General features: G+C 69.1%; 20 protein-coding genes. 15 read left to right on the top strand and 5 right to left on the bottom strand.

Annotation, left to right across the window (positions count from 1 at the left end):
- Together rarD and ACP7AZ_RS10610 are read left to right on the top strand one after the other, a co-directional pair.
- Nucleotides 1–921 carry an EamA family transporter RarD gene (gene rarD / locus ACP7AZ_RS10615; protein ID WP_426038624.1) on the top strand — a complete coding sequence of 307 codons (921 nt, stop codon included), beginning with the start codon at nucleotides 1–3 and terminating at the stop codon, nucleotides 919–921.
- A gap of 10 nt (nucleotides 922–931) precedes the next feature.
- The gene (locus tag ACP7AZ_RS10610) at nucleotides 932–2,428 is read left to right on the top strand and encodes an MFS transporter (RefSeq protein WP_426038623.1); all 1,497 of its coding nucleotides are present in this window, start codon (nucleotides 932–934) and stop codon (nucleotides 2,426–2,428) included.
- Here the strand turns inward: ACP7AZ_RS10610 and ACP7AZ_RS10605 are convergent.
- Nucleotides 2,413–3,561, bottom strand: coding sequence for a serine hydrolase domain-containing protein (locus ACP7AZ_RS10605; RefSeq protein WP_426038622.1), 1,149 nt, complete (start codon nucleotides 3,559–3,561; stop codon nucleotides 2,413–2,415). The two genes, ACP7AZ_RS10610 and ACP7AZ_RS10605, sit on opposite strands and share 16 nt — an antisense overlap.
- The gene (locus ACP7AZ_RS10600) at nucleotides 3,558–4,793 is read right to left on the bottom strand and encodes an NAD(P)/FAD-dependent oxidoreductase (protein WP_426038621.1); all 1,236 of its coding nucleotides are present in this window, start codon (nucleotides 4,791–4,793) and stop codon (nucleotides 3,558–3,560) included. The genes ACP7AZ_RS10605 and ACP7AZ_RS10600 overlap by 4 nt, the downstream gene beginning before the upstream one ends.
- 221 nt (nucleotides 4,794–5,014) lie before the next feature.
- Here ACP7AZ_RS10600 and greA point away from each other — a divergent pair, with 221 nt between their 5' ends.
- From greA to ligD, 3 genes are all read left to right on the top strand, one after another.
- Nucleotides 5,015–5,491: a transcription elongation factor GreA gene (gene greA, locus ACP7AZ_RS10595; protein ID WP_426038620.1), complete on the top strand. Its 477-nt coding sequence runs from the start codon at nucleotides 5,015–5,017 to the stop codon at nucleotides 5,489–5,491.
- Nucleotides 5,492–5,702: 211 nt separating this feature from the next.
- Nucleotides 5,703–5,870, top strand: a complete 168-nt coding sequence (locus tag ACP7AZ_RS10590) for a hypothetical protein (RefSeq protein WP_425990210.1) — start codon at nucleotides 5,703–5,705, stop codon at nucleotides 5,868–5,870.
- Nucleotides 5,871–5,903: 33 nt separating this feature from the next.
- The gene (ligD, locus tag ACP7AZ_RS10585; RefSeq protein ID WP_426038619.1) at nucleotides 5,904–8,456 is read left to right on the top strand and encodes a DNA ligase D; all 2,553 of its coding nucleotides are present in this window, start codon (nucleotides 5,904–5,906) and stop codon (nucleotides 8,454–8,456) included.
- Between the two features lie 65 nt (nucleotides 8,457–8,521).
- Here ligD and prfA read toward each other — a convergent pair whose 3' ends face one another.
- The gene (gene prfA / locus ACP7AZ_RS10580) at nucleotides 8,522–9,589 is read right to left on the bottom strand and encodes a peptide chain release factor 1 (RefSeq protein ID WP_426038618.1); all 1,068 of its coding nucleotides are present in this window, start codon (nucleotides 9,587–9,589) and stop codon (nucleotides 8,522–8,524) included.
- A gap of 224 nt (nucleotides 9,590–9,813) precedes the next feature.
- The gene (mdh, locus tag ACP7AZ_RS10575) at nucleotides 9,814–10,776 is read right to left on the bottom strand and encodes a malate dehydrogenase (RefSeq protein WP_303694706.1); all 963 of its coding nucleotides are present in this window, start codon (nucleotides 10,774–10,776) and stop codon (nucleotides 9,814–9,816) included.
- Nucleotides 10,777–10,973: 197 nt separating this feature from the next.
- On the opposite strand from mdh, the gene ACP7AZ_RS10570 reads away from it, so the two are divergent.
- Nucleotides 10,974–11,867 carry an SIMPL domain-containing protein gene (locus tag ACP7AZ_RS10570; RefSeq protein ID WP_426038617.1) on the top strand — a complete coding sequence of 298 codons (894 nt, stop codon included), beginning with the start codon at nucleotides 10,974–10,976 and terminating at the stop codon, nucleotides 11,865–11,867.
- On the top strand, nucleotides 11,867–12,283 hold the full coding sequence (locus ACP7AZ_RS10565; RefSeq protein ID WP_426038616.1) for an HIT domain-containing protein: 417 nt from the start codon (nucleotides 11,867–11,869) through the stop codon (nucleotides 12,281–12,283). The genes ACP7AZ_RS10570 and ACP7AZ_RS10565 overlap by 1 nt, the downstream gene beginning before the upstream one ends.
- A 146-nt stretch (nucleotides 12,284–12,429) precedes the next feature.
- Here the strand turns inward: ACP7AZ_RS10565 and ACP7AZ_RS10560 are convergent, their stop codons facing one another.
- The gene (locus ACP7AZ_RS10560; RefSeq protein ID WP_426038615.1) at nucleotides 12,430–13,011 is read right to left on the bottom strand and encodes a hypothetical protein; all 582 of its coding nucleotides are present in this window, start codon (nucleotides 13,009–13,011) and stop codon (nucleotides 12,430–12,432) included.
- A gap of 211 nt (nucleotides 13,012–13,222) precedes the next feature.
- Here ACP7AZ_RS10560 and sdhC point away from each other — a divergent pair, with 211 nt between their 5' ends.
- The 8 genes from sdhC to ACP7AZ_RS10520 all read left to right on the top strand — a co-directional run bounded on the left by sdhC (nucleotide 13,223) and on the right by ACP7AZ_RS10520 (nucleotide 18,607).
- A complete protein-coding gene (gene sdhC / locus ACP7AZ_RS10555) occupies nucleotides 13,223–13,678 on the top strand; it encodes a succinate dehydrogenase, cytochrome b556 subunit (RefSeq protein WP_426038614.1) in 456 nt (151 codons plus the stop codon).
- Nucleotides 13,675–14,079 (top strand): succinate dehydrogenase, hydrophobic membrane anchor protein, encoded by a 405-nt coding sequence (gene sdhD / locus ACP7AZ_RS10550; RefSeq protein WP_426038613.1) that lies wholly within the window; start codon nucleotides 13,675–13,677, stop codon nucleotides 14,077–14,079. The genes sdhC and sdhD overlap by 4 nt, the downstream gene beginning before the upstream one ends.
- A gap of 10 nt (nucleotides 14,080–14,089) precedes the next feature.
- Nucleotides 14,090–15,874, top strand: coding sequence for a succinate dehydrogenase flavoprotein subunit (gene sdhA, locus ACP7AZ_RS10545; protein WP_426038612.1), 1,785 nt, complete (start codon nucleotides 14,090–14,092; stop codon nucleotides 15,872–15,874).
- A 1-nt stretch (nucleotide 15,875) separates the two neighbouring features.
- Nucleotides 15,876–16,673 (top strand): succinate dehydrogenase iron-sulfur subunit, encoded by a 798-nt coding sequence (locus tag ACP7AZ_RS10540; RefSeq protein ID WP_426038611.1) that lies wholly within the window; start codon nucleotides 15,876–15,878, stop codon nucleotides 16,671–16,673.
- A 3-nt stretch (nucleotides 16,674–16,676) separates the two neighbouring features.
- On the top strand, nucleotides 16,677–16,997 hold the full coding sequence (locus tag ACP7AZ_RS10535) for a 2Fe-2S iron-sulfur cluster-binding protein (protein WP_426038610.1): 321 nt from the start codon (nucleotides 16,677–16,679) through the stop codon (nucleotides 16,995–16,997).
- A 41-nt stretch (nucleotides 16,998–17,038) separates the two neighbouring features.
- Nucleotides 17,039–17,821 (top strand): kinase, encoded by a 783-nt coding sequence (locus tag ACP7AZ_RS10530; RefSeq protein WP_426038609.1) that lies wholly within the window; start codon nucleotides 17,039–17,041, stop codon nucleotides 17,819–17,821.
- A 24-nt stretch (nucleotides 17,822–17,845) separates the two neighbouring features.
- A complete protein-coding gene (locus tag ACP7AZ_RS10525; protein WP_426038608.1) occupies nucleotides 17,846–18,178 on the top strand; it encodes a PilZ domain-containing protein in 333 nt (110 codons plus the stop codon).
- 105 nt (nucleotides 18,179–18,283) lie between these two features.
- Complete coding sequence (locus ACP7AZ_RS10520) at nucleotides 18,284–18,607, top strand: PepSY domain-containing protein (RefSeq protein WP_303694717.1); 324 nt, start codon at nucleotides 18,284–18,286, stop codon at nucleotides 18,605–18,607.
- Nucleotides 18,608–18,633 lie beyond the last annotated feature (26 nt).

Genomic DNA, 18,633 nt, shown 5'->3' with positions numbered 1-18,633 from the left:
ATGGCGCCGCCGACTCCGACACGCGCCGCCTTCCTGTCGGCGGTGGGTTGCTATGTCATGTGGGGGTTCATGCCCCTGCTGTTCATGGGCCAGGCCGCGCTGGGCTTCTCCGCGCCGGAAATCCTGTCGCACCGCGCCCTCTGGTCTGTGCTGTTCGCCGGCGCCCTGGTGCTGCTGGCCGGGCAGTCGAAACAGGTGCGGGCCGTGCTGGGCCAGCCGAAGACGCTCGCCTGGCTGGCGCTGGCGACCGTGCTGATCGCGGTGAACTGGGGTATCTACGTCTGGGCCACGACCCACCATGCGACGCTGGAAGCCAGCCTGGGCTACTACATCAACCCCCTGCTCAACATGATCGTGGGGCTGTGGCTGTTCCGCGAAAAGATCGACAAATGGGGCTGGGTCGCCATCGGTCTGGCAGCCGTGGGCGTGCTGTTCCAGGCGCTGGCGCTGGGGCGGCCGCCTTGGATCTCCATCGCGCTTGCTCTGAGCTTCGGCGCCTATGGGGTGATCAAGAAACGCATCCCGGTGGACGCCCAGACGGGGCTGTTCATCGAATGCCTGTTGCTGCTCCCGTTCGGTCTGATGTTCGTGATCTGGCTGCAGACGCAGGGACTGGGCCATGGGTTCGCGACATGGGAGGGCTTCGGCTGGGCCCTGCTGAACGGGCCGGCGACCGTGTTCCCCCTCGTGCTGTTCGCCTGGGCGGCGCGGCGGATGCCCCTGTCGACCATGGGCTTCATCCAGTTCCTGGCGCCGACGATGCAGTTCGGCATCGGGCTGGCGACCGGCGAACTGTTCACGCCGCTCCGGGCCGTATCCTTCGCCTTCATCTGGCTGGGCGCCGGGGTGTTCGCGGCGGCGGCCCTGTGGCGGGCGCGGGCGGCCAGGCGGGCGATGGCGGAGACCGCGCAACCGGTCTAGCCTCCCGTCCATGGCGGAGGCCCACCCAGACCTGTCGAAGGCGCAAAAGCGGTGGATCCTGGTCGCTACGGTGCTGGGGTCCAGCCTGACCTTCATCGACGGTTCGGCTCTCGGCGTCGCCCTGCCCGCCATCCAGCGTGACCTCGGGGCGGGGCCGGCGGCGGCGCAATGGATTTCCAACGCCTATCTGCTCACGCTGGGGGCGCTGGTCCTGATCGGCGGGGCGGCGGGGGACCGGTTCGGACGGCGGCGGGTGTTCCTGATCGGGGTCGTCCTGTTCGCCCTGTCGTCCATCGCCTGTGGACTCGCGCCCACCGCGCAACTGTTGATCGCCGGGCGGGCGGCGCAGGGGATCGGCGCGGCCCTGCTGACGCCGGGGGCGCTGGCGTTGATCGGAGCGACCTTTCCGCAAGACGAGCGCGGGGCAGCCTTCGGGGCCTGGGCGGGGGCCGGGGCCCTGTTCGGCATGGTCGGGCCTCTGGTCGGCGGCTGGCTGTCGGACCATGCGGACTGGCGGTTCATCTTCTGGATCAATCTCCCCCTGGCCGTGCTCACGGTGGTCGTGGCGCTGAAGGCAGTGCCGGAGAGCCGGGATGAGAGCGCCACGGGGCTCGACTGGCCTGGCGCAGTGCTCGCCATCGGCGGACTGGGCGCGCTGATCTGGGGGCTGACGGCGGCGCCGGATCTGGGCTGGACACACCCTGGGGTGATAGGCGGATTGATTGGCGGGGTCGTGCTGCTGGCGGGTTTCCTGTGGGCCGAGGCGAAAGGGCCGCATCCGATGATGCCCCTCGGCCTGTTCCGTTCGTCCGTGTTCAGTGGAATCAATCTGTTGACGCTGCTGCTTTATTTCGCGCTCAGCGGGGCGATGTTCTTCCTGCCGTTCGAGCTGATCCGGGTGCACGGGTGGTCGGCGACCGGGGCAGGGTCCGCCATGCTGCCGTTCGCGGCAGTGATGGGGCTGTTCTCGGGCGCGGCGGGCAGGCTGGCCGACCGGTTCGGGGCGAAGCTGTCCCTCAGCGTCGGGCCTGTGCTGGCCGGAACTGGCCTGATCCTGCTGGCCCTGATGCCGCCGGACGCCGGCTATGTGGCGGGGCCGCTGGCCGGGATGACGGTGATGGCCGTGGGCATGACCCTGGCCGTCGGGCCGTTGACGGCGGCGGTCATGGGGGGGGTGAGGGAGGGCCACACGGGCGTGGCCTCGGGCGTCAACAACGCCGTGGCCCGGATCGCTGGCCTGCTGGCCGTGGCCCTGCTGGGGGTGCTGTTGTCGGCGGTGTTTGTTTCAGGCCTTGGGTCGGGGGTCGATGCGCCGGATGCGCGGGCTCAGCTCGGCGCGGTGATGGCCGGGGAAGGTCGTGTCCCGGACGGGGCGGTCGCCGCCTTCCACCGGGCCTTCCAGTGGGTGATGCTCGCCTGCGCGGTCTGCGCAGGACTGGCCGGGGTCATCGGGCTGCTGACCGCGCCCGCCAGAATTCAAGAACATGGGGTTCAGAAGGCCGTGTAGAGGGCCTCGATCAATCGTTGCGCCCGGGGGTCGCCGATCAGATACTGGGACTGGCGGGTCATGGCGTAGGCGGCCGACAGCCTGATCTCCGGGTCGACCATGACGCAGCTGCCGCCCCAGCCGCAGTGGCCGACCGCGTCCGGGTTGGGGCCGAAGATGTTGAGCCCCGCGTTGCGCATCAGGCCCGCCGCCCAGGTGATGTCAAAGGGCAGGACCTTGTCCGGTCCCGAAATGCGCGGCTTCGTCGCCTCGGCGAGGACGGCGGGGGAGAGGATGGGCTGGCCGTCGAGCGCGCCCTCGTTGGCGAAGACCCCCATGATGCGGGCGAGGGCCAGGGCCGTGCCGTGCAGGTTGGCGGACGGGATCTCGATGGAGCGCCACTCGGCCGAGCCGCGCCCGCCGGGGGCCGAACCCTTGTCGAGGAAGGCGGCGGTCTTGATGGCGTCGATGGGGCCGAGGTCGGGGGCTTTCGACGGCTTGCGAAGGGCCGCGACGCGGTCGTGCTCGGCCTCGGGCAGGCCGATCCACAGGTCGAGCCCGAACGGCCTGGCGAAATCCTGCCGCAGGGCCTGACCCAGACTGCGGCCGTCAGCGAGGCGATGGACCTCGTTGGCGAGGAAGCCGACCGTAACGGGGTGGTAGCCGGAGGCGGTTCCCGGCGGCCACATCGGCGCCTGGGCGGCCAGGCGGTCGAGCACGGCGCCCTGGTCGAACCAGATGGCGGGATCGACGGGTTCGTCGAAGCCGGGCAGGCCGTCCTGATGCGACAGCAGCTGGGCGACGGTGACCTCGGCCTTGCCGTTGGCGCCATAGGCCGGCCACAGGTGGGCGACCTTCTCCTCATAGGCCAGCCTGCCGCGCTGTACGGCCGAGGCCATCAGCAGGGCCATGACCGCCTTGCCGGACGAGAAGACGGGCACGAGGCTGTTGTCCGTGAAGGGCGTCTTCTCGCGCGGATCGGCGACCCCGGCCCACAGGTCGAGCACCGTCTCGCCGGCGATCACGACCGAGAACCGGGCCCCCTGTTCGTTCAGCCCGTCGGGGGCGTCGGTGAAATTGGCGGCGAAGGCGTCCTTGACCGCGTGGAAACGGGGCGGGCAGAGGCCGGAAATCTCGGGCGCGGATACGGTCATACGGGGCTTGTATCGGCCGTTTGCGACGCCTGCCAGCCGAGGACGCCCTGCGCCGCGACCACGCCGGAGGCGAGGCTGGCCTGCAACAGATAGCCGCCGGTCGGGGCTTCCCAGTCGATCATCTCCCCGGCGACGAAGACTCCGGGCCGTGCGGTCAGCATCAACGATGGACTCACGGCGTCGAAACGCACGCCGCCGGCCGTGGAGATGGCCCGCTCCAGCCCCTGGATGCCGGTCAGCTTCAGGCGCACCGCCTTGATCCGTTTGGCCAGCTTGTCGAACCCCGGCGGAATGTCGCCGATCTCGCGCAGCAGGGCGACGGCGACGGGCGACAGGCCGCCGGCCTTGCGCAGGTGGTTGGTCATGGAATCCTTGCCGCGCGGGCGGGACAGGCGCTCGGCGAGGGCCGCCTCGGTCAGGTCGGGGCGCAGGTCGACGACCAGGGTGGCGGAGCCCTCGGCGGCGATGACGGCGCGCAAGTGCGCGGAGAGGGCGTAGATCGCCCCGCCCTCGACGCCGTAGCGGGTGACGACCATCTCGCCGCGCACCGTCTGCTCGCCGAAGGTCAGGCTGGCGGGCTTGAGCACCTGACCGGCGAACCGTTCGCTCAGGATGTCGGACCAGGCGACGTCGAACCCGGCGTTGGCGGGGACCAGGGGCGAGACGGCGACGCCTTCGCTCTCCAACGTCCGGACCCAGAGGCCGTCGGAGCCCAGCCGGGGCCAGCTGGCGCCGCCCATGGCGAGGACGGTGGCGGCCGGATGCTCGATCCGTTCGCCGTCGGGGGTCTCGAAGGTCAGGGCCTCGTCCCGCCAGCCGGTCCAGCGCGAGCGGGTGCGGATCTCGACGCCGAGCTCGTTCAGTCGGTCCAGCCAGGCGCGCAGCAGGGGCGAGGCCTTCATGGCGCGCGGGAAGACGCGCCCGCTGGAGCCCACAAAGGTCGGCTGGCCCAACCCTTGCGCCCACTGGGTCATGTCGTCGGGCGAAAAGGCTTCGAGCCAGTCGGAGATCGGCTCTGCGGCCTCGGCGTAGCGGGCCAGAAAGGCCGGCTGATCCTCGGTGTGGGTCAGGTTGAGCCCGCCGCGCCCGGCCATCAGCAGCTTGCGCCCGACCGACGGCATGCGGTCGTGGACCACGACGCGGGCGCCGGCCCTGGCCAGGGTCTCGGCGGCCATGAGGCCTGAGGGACCGGCCCCGATGATGTGGACGGCGTGATCGGAGGGGGTGGTCATTGGCGGGGGTGTAACGCGCGAGAGAACGGTCGTCTCCCTCCCACTTGGGGGAGGGTCGTCGCGAAGCGACGGGGTGGGGACGGCAGGGTGATGCGGATGCAGGCCTGCGGGGTTTCCTTGCCGCCCCCACCCGGTCTCCGCTGCGCTTCAACCACCCTCCCCCAAGTGGGAGGGAAAGAGTTGCGCGGGAACATCCGTGTCCCGCATACGCTTTCCCGATCATGAGCGTCGCCTTCACGCGCGAGGAGGATCTGGAGGCCACGGCCGCCGATCTGCCGGACCGCCCCATCTCCACCCATCCCAATCTGGTGACGCCTGCGGGCCTCGCCGCCATTGAGGATGCACTGGCGTCGGCGAGGGCCGCCTATGCCTCGGCCCAGGCGTCGGGGTCGATTGAGGCGGATCGGACGGCGATGGCGCGGGCGACACGGGACCTGCGCTACTGGTCCGCACGCCGGGCCAACGCCCAGCTGGTCGAGACCCAGGTCGACGGCCGGGTGCGCTTCGGCGGATCGGTGACCATCGAGCGCGACGACGGGCGGACCCAGACCTGGCGAATCGTCGGCGAGGACGAGGCGGACCCCGCCAACGGTTCCGTCAGCCACGTCTCGCCCCTGACCCGCGCCCTGATCGGCAAGGGCGTCGGTGACGAGGCGATGGTGGCCGGACAGTCTGTGGAAATCATCGCGGTGGACTGAGGCATCTCTCCGTGCACCTGACGAATGTCGGGGTCCAGGACCGCGAAATCTGGCATCCGGGATCAGGCATCACCACTTCTGTTCCCGTTGACGAACGTTTCCATCTGGACCCCGGCCGCAGTTTATCCTCGGGCTGGCTCTAGCCAGACCCGGGGGCAGGGGTGCACGGTGTGCAGGAATGAGCTCTCTGCTCGAAAGGACATCTCTCTTCATGGCCAGAAAACCCAACTACGGCTTCGAACGCATGGAACGCGACAAGGCGGACGCCGAGAAGGCCGCCCGCAAGGCGGCGGCAAAGCTGGCGAAGAAGGAAGCGAAAGCGCGGGGCGAGGACGTCGATCACCCCGACTGGCAACCGCCGGAAGACCAGGCCGTTTAACTCCACGGCCCCGCTTGGGGCTGGGAGGACGGCATGGCGGCGAAGGGCGAGCTCGAGACCTATCAGGCCAGGCGCCGGTTCGAGGAAACGCCCGAGCCCAAAGGTCGCAAAGCCGTCGGCAAGAAGGCCGCGCCCCGCCGCTATCTGATCCAGAGGCATGCGGCGACGCGGCTTCATTATGACTTCCGCATCGAGATCGACGGGGTCCTGAAGTCGTGGGCGGTGACCCGGGCGCCGTCGCGCGATGTCTCGGTCAAACGTCTGGCGGTCGAGGTCGAGGACCATCCGCTGGACTACGGCGGCTTCGAGGGCACCATCCCCGCCGGAAACTACGGGAGCGGCACGGTGCAGATGTGGGACCAGGGAACCTGGGAGCCGCAGGAGCCGGACCTCGATGAGGCTTTCCGCAAGGGCCAGATCAAGATGGTCCTGCACGGCGAGCGGCTGGCCGGAAAATGGGCGCTGATCCGGCTGAAGTCCGATCGCGGCAAGCCGTCCAAACGATCGAACTGGCTGCTGATCAAGGAGAAGGACGCGTTCGCCGTGGCCGGCGAGGGCGACGCCCTGATGGAGATCGACGCCTCGGCCACCACCGGCCGGTCGCTGGCGGAGATCGCCGGGGGCAAGACCGAGTGGGTCTCGTCGAAGAAGACCGGCCAGAAGGCGCCGCCGAGGCCGAAGGCGTCAAAGGCCCTCGCCAGCACGGCGACCAGGCCGCCAGCCTTCACGCCGATCCAGCTGTGCAAGGTCGTCGATCATCCGCCGCCGGGCCCCGGCTGGGTGCACGAGATCAAGTTCGACGGCTATCGGATGCAGTTCGGGATCGGCGGCGGCAAGGCAAAGCTGCGGACCCGCTCGGGCCTCGACTGGACGGCGAAATTCCCCAACCAGGCGGCCGATGCGGCGCAATGGCCGGACGCGGTGGTGGACGGGGAGCTGTGCGCCCTGGCCGAGGACCACAGGCCAGACTTTTCGGCATTGCAGGCCGCGATCTCGGACGGGGAGACTGGCGGGCTGATCTATTTCGCCTTCGACCTGCTGTTCGAGGGCGACGACGACCTGCGCACCCTGCCCCTGTCGCATCGCAAGGCGCGGCTGCTGGCCTATATGGACCGGATTCCGAAAGGGGCGCGGTCGCGGGTTCGCTATGTCGAGCATTTCGCCTCGACCGGCCAGGCGGTGCTGGAGAGCGCCTGTCGGATGGATCTGGAAGGGGTGATCTCCAAGAGGCTGGGCGCGCCGTATTCGGCCGGGCGGTCGACGACCTGGGTCAAGTCCAAATGCCGGGGCCGCGACGAGGTGGTCATCGGCGGCTGGACCTCGGAGGGGTCGCGGTTTCGATCATTGATTGTCGGCGTTCAGGACATCGATGCGCAGGCGGGCGATGGGTTGAGGCCTCTGGGCCGGGTCGGGACCGGCTATAGTCAATCATTGCTCAAGACCTTGTTGCCGGCGCTGAAGGCAGCAGCAGCGGACAGGTCGCCCTTCGTCGGCAAGGGGGCGCCGCGTGGCGGGCCGGGGATCAACTGGGTCAGGCCCGTGCTGGTCGCGGAGATCGAACACGGCGGCTACACCGACTCGGGCTCGCTGAGGCAGGCAGCGTTCAAGGGGCTTCGTGAGGACAAGCCGGCGACCGAGGTCGATACGGCGCCGCAGGAGGCCGCAATGCCCGCGAAACCCTCCGGCAAGGCGCGGGCGGCGGTCGCGGGCCTGACCATCTCCAATCCCGACAGGGTGCTGTGGCCCGCCGCGGATGGCCATCCGGCGATCACCAAGCTTGAGCTGGTCCAGTTCTATGAGGCGGCGGCGGAGCGGATCCTGCCCCATGTCGCCGACCGGCCCGTGTCGATCATCCGCGCGCCCGAGGGGATCGGCGGCGAGGTCTTCTTCCAGCGTCACGCCATGCCGGGCTCGAACCCACGGCTGAAGCTGATCGATGTGAAGGAGCGCAAACCCTATGTCGGGGTCGTCGACGTCGGCGGTCTGGTCGCTATCGGCCAGTCGGGCGGTCTGGAGCTGCACCCCTGGGGCTGCGCGCCGGGCGACCCGGAGACGCCGGACCAGATCACCTTCGACCTCGATCCCGACGAGGGACTGGATTTCGACGATGTGATCGCGGCGGCCAGGACGATGAAGACGCGACTGGAGGGGCTCGGGCTCAATCCGTTCTGCAAGACCACCGGCGGCAAGGGGCTGCACGTGGTCGTGCCGATCAAGGCGGACGCCAGGAGCCGGATTGAGTGGGACCAGTGCAAGGCCTTCGCCAGGGCCGTGTCGGAACAGGTCCGGCTGGATGCGCCGGATCGGTTCACCACGACCCTGGCCAAGAAGGCGCGGGGCGGAAAGATCTTCCTCGACTATCTGCGCAACGGCCGGATGGCGACGGCGGTCGCGCCCTGGTCGCCGCGCGCCCGTCCGGGGGCGGGGATCGCGTTTCCGCTGAGCTGGGGGCAGGTGAAATCGGGGCTGGACCCGAAGGCGTTCAACCTGAGGACCTGGCCGGCGCTGCTGAAGAAGCCGGACCCGTGGGCCGGGTTCAGGGCGGGGGCAGTGAGTTTGAAGCCGGTGCTGAAGAGGGTGCTCTGACGTCTTTCGTCATCCCCCGGTCTGCGCCGCGAAGGCGCGGCTTGCCGGAGGATGACGAAAGAGAGCTAGGCGAACTCCGCCTCGAGATCCGACAGTCTCGCCGCCTGATCCTCGGCGATCAGGGCGTTGAGCAGCGGATCGAGGTCGCCCTCCAAGATCTGGGGCAGGCTGTGCAGGGTCAGGTTGATGCGGTGGTCGCTGACCCGCCCTTGCGGATAGTTGTAGGTGCGGATGCGCTCCGACCGGTCGCCCGACCCGACCTGGGACTTGCGGGCGTCGGAGCGGGCGTTGTCCTTCATCTGGCGCTGCTGGTCGTAGAGGCGGACGCGCAGGTTCTTCATCGCCTTGTCGCGGTTGACGTGCTGCGACTTCTCCGAAGATGTCACCACGATCCCGGACGGGAAGTGGGTGATGCGGACGGCGGAATCGGTCTTGTTGACGTGCTGGCCGCCCGAGCCGGAGGCGCGGAAGGTGTCGATGCGGATGTCCTTGTCCTGGATGTCGATCTCGACGTCCTCGACCTCGGGCAGGACCGCGACCGTGGCGGCCGAGGTGTGGATGCGGCCCTGGGTCTCCGTCTGCGGCACGCGCTGGACCCGGTGGACGCCGCTCTCGAACTTCAGTCGTCCGAACACGCCGTCGCCGGTGACGGTGGCGATGATCTCCTTGTAGCCGCCGGCTTCACCCTCGGTGGCGCTGTCCAGCTCGACGCGCCAGCCGCGCGTGGAGGCGTAGCGCGAATACATGCGGAACAGGTCGCCGGCGAAAATGGCGGCCTCGTCCCCGCCGGTGCCGGCGCGCACTTCCAGCACGGCCGAGGCGTTCTCGTCGGCGTCGCGCGGGGCCAGCAGCAGGGCGACGTCGCGCTCCATGTCCGGCAGGGTGTCCTTGAGGACCTGCAGCTCATCGGCGGCCATGTCGGCCATTTCCGGGTCAGCGGCCATGGCCTCGAGGTCGGCCATCTCGGCCCGAGTCTTCGCCAGCGCCATGACGGCATCGGCGACCGGCTTCATCTCGGCGTGCTCCTTCGACAGGCGCACGATCTCCTGGCCGTCGGTGGCCGCACCCATGCGGGCCTCCACCTGATGAAAGCGGTCCAGGACCTGGTCGAGCTTGGACTGGGGCAGGCGCAAGGGCGGGGTATCCATCGGCGGAAGCGAGGCGCGGTCTTACTCCGTCGGGCCTCGCCGTGTCGATGCGCGTGCGTGTCCCGGGCCGTTCACGCACGGTTGTGACCGCTGTGTGCGGCGGGCGTCGGCCTCACAACGGTTACGCACGGACGCCCGGATGGCCCGGGTCTCCGCCTTGCCCGCGGGTGCCAGGCCCTCTCCCCGCAGGGGGAGAGGGACCGGGTCGGTCAAGCCAGCGAGGGCTCGATATCCTTGCAGGCCTGCAGCAGACCCTGGACCGAAGCGACCGACTTCTCGAACATCGCCTTTTCCTCGTCGTTGGTGGTGAACTCGACGATCTTCTCGACGCCGTTCGCGCCGATCAGGGCCGGCACGCCCACATAGAGGTCCTTGAGGCCATATTCGCCCGACAGCCAGACGGCGCAGGGCAGGACGCGCTTCTGGTCCAGCAGATAGGACTTGGCCATGGCGATGGCCGATTCCGCCGGGGCGTAGAAGGCCGAGCCGGTCTTGAGAAGGGCGACGATCTCGCCGCCGCCCTTGCGGGTGCGGGTGACGATGGCGTCCAGATCGGCCTGCGACAGGAAGCCGGCCGAAACCGCGTCGGGCAGGGGCAGACCGCCGATGGTCGAGTGACGCACCATCGGCACCATGTCATCGCCGTGGCCGCCCAGGGTCCAGGCGTGGATGTCCTGTACCGAGACGCCGGTCTTTTCCGACAGGAAGTAGGCGAAACGGGCCGAGTCCAGCACGCCGGCCATGCCGACGACCTTCTCGTGCGGCAGACCTGAGAATTTCTGCAGGGCCCAGACCATGGCGTCGAGCGGGTTGGTGATGCAGATGACGAAGGCGTTCGGGGCGTGGGCCTTGATGCCCTCGCCGACGGCCTTCATGACCTTCAGGTTGATGGAGACCAGGTCGTCACGGCTCATGCCGTCCTTGCGGGGCACGCCGGCGGTGACGATGCAGACGTCCGCGCCCGCGATTTCCGAATAGGCGTTGGCGCCCTTCAGCGAGACCGAGGAGCCGAACACAGCGGTGGCCTCGGCGATGTCGAGCGCCTTGCCCTGGGGCGTGCCCTCGGCGATGTCGAACAGGATCACGTCGCCCAGGGCTTCGCGCGCGGCCACGTGGGCCAGGGTGCCGCCGATCATACCGGCGCCGATGAGGGCGATCTTCGCGCGAGCCATGGAGTTCTCCGTCAGGGGCTTGTCATGGGCCGGCCGCGCTGAGCGCGACTTGAGGCCGGGTTGTGCAGTGCGATGTCAGAAACCGTCGGGCGGCGGTCTAGACCCGGTGCGGCATGGTCGCAAGCGGGGAAGCGGGGGTTTACCGGCGACGGGCGTCCTGCGACGGTCGCCGCCTCACAGACGAGGAGCCGACACCGATGCGCGCACAGTTCGCCGCCGCCCTTCTGTTATCCGCCGTCGCCGCGCCCGCAATGGCCCAGACGCCCCCCGCCACCATCGGCCAGCAGTATGTCCCCGCCCCCTGGTGGATGCGCGATCCGGTCATTGCCTCGATCGGCTACGTCCGGGTCGAGCTCCAGGCCAACCGCGCCGGCTTCAACGCCACCTTCGAGGTCGTGGACCGAAGCGTCGCCGAGGCGTCGAGGAAGGCCGCCGACCAGGTCCGCGCCCTGTCACAGACCTTGGCCGCCTATGGCGTTGAAAAAGTCCGCGTCGAGACCAGCCTGACGACTCAGCCCCTCTACGATCAGTATCGCGACGAGAACGGGATCCTGCGCGACAACACCCGCGCCGACCGCATCGAACGCTATCAGGCCCAGGCCACCGTCAGCCTGTCGGTCCGCGACACGGCCCTGCTGGAGCGGATCTACGCGACCGTGGTCGCCTCCCAGCCCAACTCCATCAGCCAGGTCTATTTCAGCCTGGAGCCCGACAATGTCGCCAAGTCCAACCTCGCCCGCGAGGCCGTGCGCGACGCCGCCAACCGGGCGCGCGCGGCCGCCGAGAGCGCCGGCGCGACCCTCGGCTCGGTGCGGGTCATCGATCCGACCGGCCGCGCCTGCCAGACCGACGTCCTCGCCGGCTGGCCGTCCTATGGCTCGGGCGCGTCACAGGCCACGACGGTGGACGAAATCGTCGTTACCGGCAGCCGAAACCGCGCCGAAATGGCCATGGCGCCGCCCCCGCCGCCACCCGCCCCCATGGCCGGCGGCGCGCCCAGCGAAGCCCAGATAGAGGCGGCGCGACTGGCGCTTCAGCCCCCGCTCCAGGTCCTGACCGACCAGGCCTGCGTGGTCTACGGCCTCAACTAGTGGCGGCGTTCGTCGTCGACCCGGCCTTCGCGGCCGGGTCCGTCTTCGCCGCCGACTGGCCCCTGTGTCATGTCCGGCTGCAGGACGACGCCCGTTTCCCATGGCTGATCCTGATCCCCCGGGTCGCGGGCGCGACCGAGCTGGAGCATCTCCCGGTCTCCGATCGCGCAGTCCTGATGGAGGAGACGATCCGGGCCGGCGCGATCGTCCGCGCCCTGGCCGGGGCGGCGGGAAAGCCCATCGCCAAGCTGAACGTCGCCGCCCTCGGCAACGTCACCGCCCAGCTGCACCTGCATGTCGTCGGCCGCCGCCGCGACGACGGCCTGTGGCCGGATCCTGTCTGGGGTCGGGGTCCGGCTGAACCCTACGATCCGGCCGCGAGAGCCCGCGCTCTCGGTCTGATCGATCTCGCATAAGATTTCCGTGCATCCCCGCGAAGGCGGGGACCCCGGTTTTGGCTGCACCTCGGTGCGCGGGATCACGGTCAACGCGCACCTGGCGCCCCCTGTTGCCCACAGCACTGGGTCCCCGCCTTCGCGGGGATGCACGGGGTTGGGCTGAATCAGCGAACGAGCGTAACGGGCCATTCGCGGTCGCCGCGCGCCAACACGCCGCTCCAGCCTTCGCCCGCAGACTGCAGCGACAGTCGTCCGCCGCCCATCTCCAGCACCAGAACGCCCGCCGACCGTTCCGCCGTCGTCAGGGGTCCGACCTCGGCCGTGGCGTCGGCGGTGCGATAGCCGCCCTCCAGCGGCCTGGTCTCGCCCTGGTCCATCAGGGACACGGTCATCAGCGTCCGCCCCTCGCCGTCCTTCAGCAGCCAGCGCCCGTCCAGCGGCCCCATGCGCGCGTCCATGCTGCGCTCGGCGTTGTTGACTCCAGCATCGTAGGCATTGTCCGCCCGCGAGGGCGCATGCTCGTAGCTGCGGCGGTAGGCCTCGACCGAGACCGGGGCCGTAATGACGCGAAGGCGGGTATCGCCCCCGCCGTCGCCTTCCTCCGTGACACGGCCGAAATTCGACGGTGGCTCGAAAGGTCGCACCACCGGCGCCTGATAGACCTGGGCCGTATAGGCCACGGGCGCCGACTGCCCCGTCACTGCAGCGGAGGAAACGGCGAGCGAAATCAGTGCGAAAACGACCATGGGGGGCAGCTTGTCGTCTCGCGGAGGCGATGGCCAGCGCCGACGTGCGACACGCGAAATCGTGATCGGCCCCCCGCAGTGCGGGATGAGGGTGCCGGCAAGCCCGTTTTGCACTGCACCCTCGCGTTGACACCGGCCTGCCACCGTCCGTAAAGCCAGTGCCACTCACGCTTGACGCCTGTTCCGTCTCAGTTTTTTGAGAACCATTCGCATGTCGAACCCTACCGGCGACGCGGCCGACGACCAGACCGGTCGCTTCGTCCCCCAGCCCAACGGCCGCCCACGTCCCCTGTCTCCGCATCTGCAGACCTGGCGCTGGCACATCACCATGACGGCCTCGATCCTATTCCGCGTCACCATCGGCGCGGCCAGCGTCGGCGCGATCTTCGTCGTCGCCTGGATCGCTGCCGCCGCCTTCGGACCGGAGGCCTATGCCGCCGCTCTCGATCTGGCGGGCTCGCCCCTGGGCCTGTTCGTCGGCTTCGGCCTGACGGTGGCGCTGGCCTCGCTCCTGCTGAACGGCGGTCGCCACCTGATCAACGACACCGGCGCCGGCCTGACGATCACGTCCGCCGACCGGCTGTCCTCGATCGCCGTCTACGGCCCCGTCCCCCTGGCCATCCTGTTCTGGGTCGCCCTGTTCGCCACCGGAAGGGTTTCGCTGTGAGCGCCCAGGCCCAGTACAAGAACGGCGTCCGGGTCTCCGAGCGCCACGGCGCCGGGGAATGGACCCTGGAAAAGATCCTGCTGGCCCTGATGATGCCGCTCGGCGTCTGGCTGCTGTCGACCGCCTTCACCCTGGCCGGCGCCGGATACGACGTCGTCCTCCAGTGGTTCGCCAGCCGGCTGAACGCAGGGCTGCTGATCGTCACGGCCCTGGTCTTCTTCGGTTTCGCCAGCCTGGCCTGGAAGGTGATCGTCGAGGACTACATCCACCGTCCGGGGAACAAGGCCCTGCTGCTGGGCCTGCTGAACCTGATCTTCCTCGCGCTGGCTGCCGCCAGCGTCTTCTTCATCGTGCGGCTGGCGCTGGGTTCGGCGCCGCTGCCGGCCGGTTTCGGGATCTGATCGAAAAAAAATGGCTGACTATCAAATCGTCGATCACGAATACGACGTCGTCGTCGTCGGCGCCGGGGGCTCGGGCCTACGCGCGGCCCTCGGGGCGGCGCAGCAGGGACTCAAGGTCGCCTGCGTCACCAAGGTCTTCCCGACCCGCTCCCACACCGTGGCGGCCCAGGGCGGCATCTCCGCCGCGCTCGGCAACATGGGCGAGGATTCCTGGAAGTGGCACATGTACGACACCGTCAAGGGGTCGGACTGGCTGGGTGACCAGGACGCCATCGAATATCTGGTCCGCGAGGCCCCCAAGGCCGTCTACGAACTGGAACACTGGGGCGTGCCCTTCTCGCGCACCGACGAAGGCAAGATCTATCAGCGCGCCTTCGGCGGCATGACGAAGAACTACGGCGAGGGCCCGGTCCAGCGGACCTGCGCCGCCGCCGACCGCACCGGACACGCCATCCTCCACACCCTCTACGGCCAGTCGGTGCGCCGCGAGGTCGAGTTCTTCATCGAGTATTTCGCCCTCGACCTGATCATGCAGGACGGCAAATGCACGGGCGTCACGGCCTGGAAGCTCGACGACGGCACCATCCACCAGTTCCGCGCCAAGCTCGTCATCCTGGCCACCGGCGGCTACGGCCGCGCCTATTTCTCGGCCACCTCGGCCCACACCTGCACGGGTGATGGGAATGCGATGGTCCTGCGCGCCGGCCTGCCGCTGCAGGACATGGAGTTCGTCCAGTTCCACCCGACCGGCATCTACGGCGCCGGCTGTCTGATCACCGAGGGCGCCCGGGGCGAGGGCGGTTACCTGACCAACTCCGAGGGCGAGCGGTTCATGGAACGCTACGCCCCGTCGGCCAAGGATCTGGCCTCACGCGACGTCGTCAGCCGCTCCATGACGATGGAGATCCGCGAGGGTCGCGGCGTCGGTCCGAACAAGGACCACATCAACCTGCACCTGGATCACCTCGACCCGGCGGTGCTGCACGAGCGCCTGCCGGGCATCTCCGAGAGCGCCAAGATCTTCGCCGGCGTCGATGTCACCAAGGAGCCGATCCCGGTCATCCCGACCGTCCACTACAATATGGGCGGCATCCCCACCAACTATCACGGCGAGGTCCTGACCAAGGTCGGCGACAACGCCGACACCGTGGTCCCGGGCCTGATGGCCGTGGGCGAGGCGGCCTGCGTCTCGGTCCACGGCGCCAACCGTCTGGGCTCCAACAGCCTGACCGACCTGGTCGTCTTCGGACGCGCCGCCGGCCTTCGGGCTGGTGAGGTGGTCGACAAGGCCGCCCCGGTCCCCGCTGCCCCGGCCTCGGCCACCGCCGGACATCTGGCCCGCCTCGACCGCTTCCGCTTCGCCAACGGCTCCCAGTCGACGGCGAAACTGCGCAACGAGATGCAGCACGCCATGCAGTCCGACGCGGCCGTGTTCCGCACCGGCGAGACCCTGGACGGAGGCGTCGCCAGGCTGCGCGACATCGCCGCCCGCTCGGCTGACATCAAGACCACCGATCGCGGCATGATCTGGAATACGGATCTGGTCGAGGCGCTGGAATACGACAACCTGATCGACCAGGCCCTGGTCACGATCGAGAGCGCGGCCAACCGCAAGGAAAGCCGGGGCGCCCACGCTCGCGAGGACTTCCCCGACCGTCACGACGACGAATGGATGAAGCACACCCTGGCCTGGAAGAGGCCCGGCGAGGACGTCGCGATCGACTACCGACCGGTCCACACCTACACGATGTCGTCCGACATCGAGTACATCAAGCCCAAGGCGAGGGTTTACTGAGATGGTTCAACTCACCCTCCCGCGCGGCTCCGCCCCGACCAAGGGCAAGGTCCACAAGGCTCCCAACGGCGCCAGGAACGTCAAGACCTACAAGGTCTATCGCTATGACCCCAACGTCGACGCCAACCCCTCGTGGGACGTCTTCGAGGTCTCGGCCGACGACCACGGCCCGATGCTGCTGGACGCCCTGATCCACATCAAGAACGAGATCGACCCGACCCTGTCGTTCCGGCGCTCGTGCCGCGAGGGCATCTGCGGCTCCTGCTCGATGAACATCGACGGCCGCAACACCCTGGCCTGCACCAAGGGCTGGGACGAATGCTCGTCCTCGACCATCGCCATCGGCCCCCTGCCGCACCAGGCCGTGATCAAGGATCTGGTGACGGACCTGACCCTGTTCTACGCCCAGTACGACTCGATCAAGCCCTACCTCCAGTCCGACGATCCGGATCCCACCACCGAGCGTCTGCAGTCGCCCGAGGACCGCGCGAAGCTCGACGGCCTCTACGAATGCATCCTGTGCGCCTGCTGCTCGACCTCCTGCCCCAGCTACTGGTGGAACCAGACCGAGTACCTGGGTCCCGCGGCCCTGCTTCAGTCCTATCGCTGGATCTCCGACAGCCGCGACGACAAGACCCAGGAGCGGCTCGACGACCTCGAGGACCCGTTCAAGCTCTACCGCTGCCACACGATCATGAACTGCGCCCAGGTCTGCCCCAAGGGCCTGAACCCGGCCAAGGCCATCGCCGAGACCAAGAAGCTGATGATCGCCCCGGGACGCAAGAAGCAGGCGGCCTGATCCTTGGCCAGAATTAGATACATCGAGCACGACGGCCGCGAACATGCCGTGGAGGTCAAGTCGGGCCTCTCCGTCATGGAGGGGGCGGTCCGCAACAGTGTGCCCGGCATTGACGCCGACTGCGGCGGGGCCTGCGCCTGCGCCACCTGCCACGTCTATGTCGACGAGGCCTGGCGCGAGGCGACCGGCAAGCCCTCGGCCATGGAAGAGTCGATGCTCGACTTCGCCGAGGCGGTGGAGCCCAACTCGCGCCTGTCGTGCCAGATCCGCGTCTCCGACGCCCTCGACGGCCTGATCGTGCGCCTGCCGGCCAACCAGCACTGACCCCAGAGTCTGGCATCGTCGAACCCCGGCTGATCCAGGCCGTGGACGATCTGATCCGCCGCCACGCGCGGCCGGGCCACCTCCCCCTGATCGCCATCGCGGGCGCCCAGGGGAGCGGCAAGAGCACCCTGGCGGCCGAGGCGGCGACGCGCCTGTCCTGCGCCGCCCTGTCCCTCGACGACGTCTATCTGACCCGCGCCGAGCGCGCCGACCTCGCCGCCCGCGTCCACCCCCTGTTCGCTGTCCGGGGTCCGCCCGGCACCCATGACCTCGACCTGCTGGATCAGACCCTGGCCCGCCTGCGCGCCGCCGGGCCAGGGGACAGCACGGCGATTCCCGCCTTCGACAAGCTCGCGGACGACCGCCGGGCCGAGGCGGACTGGCCCGTCTTCACCGGCCGGGCCCGCGCTGTCCTGCTGGAAGGCTGGTGCCTCGGCGCGACGCCTCAGGACGAGCCCGAACTGGCCGTCCCGATCAATGACCTCGAGCGGATCGACGACCCGGACGCCGTCTGGCGCCGCGCGATCAACCATTCACTGGCGACCCGTTACGCCCGCCTGTTCGCCACCTTCGACGCCCTGCTGTTCCTCAAGGCCCCGACCTTCGACCGCATCCTCGACTGGCGGGTCGAACAGGAGGCGGGATTGCTCGGCATCCGTCCTGCCGCCGTGCCAGAGGCCCGCCGCACCGAACTGGCCCGCTTCATCCAGGCCTTCGAGCGCATCACCCGCCATATGCTGGCCGGCGGCGTCACGGCGGACAGCGTCATCGAACTGGACGAAGACCGCGCCGTGCTTCACATCCGGGACCATGGCGGCACCTGAAGCGCCCGCCGCGCGTTGAGTACCGTGGCCTTGACCCAACCCATCGACCGTCGCCTCCAGCCCCGCTCGCCCACGAACGCGCGCGCCGTCCTGGTCGCGCCCGGGATCGAGATGGCCTGCGTGATTGTCGACACCTCGGCGGGCGGCCTCAAGGTCCGAACCGACCGTCAGCTTTCCCTGCCCGCCCGCGTCACCATTGTGGACGTTGCGGCGGGCCTCGCCACCGAGGCGGACGTCGCCTGGCGCAAGGGCGCGGAGGCCGGGCTCACGCTCAAGGGCCAGTCCGCCCTGCGCGGCCTCGTTCCCTCCCGCCTGCTCCCCGCCCGCGAAGCGTGGATCCGCGCCGGCGGGCGCTGACACTCGCCCGGCGGCGCTCAACATTGGCGATCCGTATAGTCGGAGACATGCGGCTCCAAACCGTCGATCACTAGAAACAGGGCTCCAACCACAGGAAGCCCTCACATGAAAACGACCGTTCGCAAATTCCTCCCCGTCGCCTTCGGCGCCCTGGTCCTGACCGCCGTCGGCGGCGCAGCCTTCGCCGCCGTCCAGTATGGAGACGAGGCGGAAGAGGTCGCTGCAGCCCGCGCCGCGCCGATCTCCCTGTCCCAGGCCGTTACCGCCGCCGAGACCGCAGCGGTCGGCAAGGCGATCGAGGCGACCCTCGAAATCGACCACACCGGCGCCTACTACGAGGTCTCGGTCGCCACCGAGGTCGACCTGAAGGACGTCATCGTCAGCGCGACCGATGGACGGGTGCTGCAGATCGCCATAGACCGCGACTGAGCATGATGGGCGCGTCACGCCGTTTC

It is taken from the genome of Brevundimonas sp. DC300-4 (assembly GCF_049897365.1).
Lineage (GTDB): Bacteria > Pseudomonadota > Alphaproteobacteria > Caulobacterales > Caulobacteraceae > Brevundimonas.
Note: the sequence above shows the minus strand (reverse complement) of the source record. Positions and strands in the feature narration are given on the sequence as shown.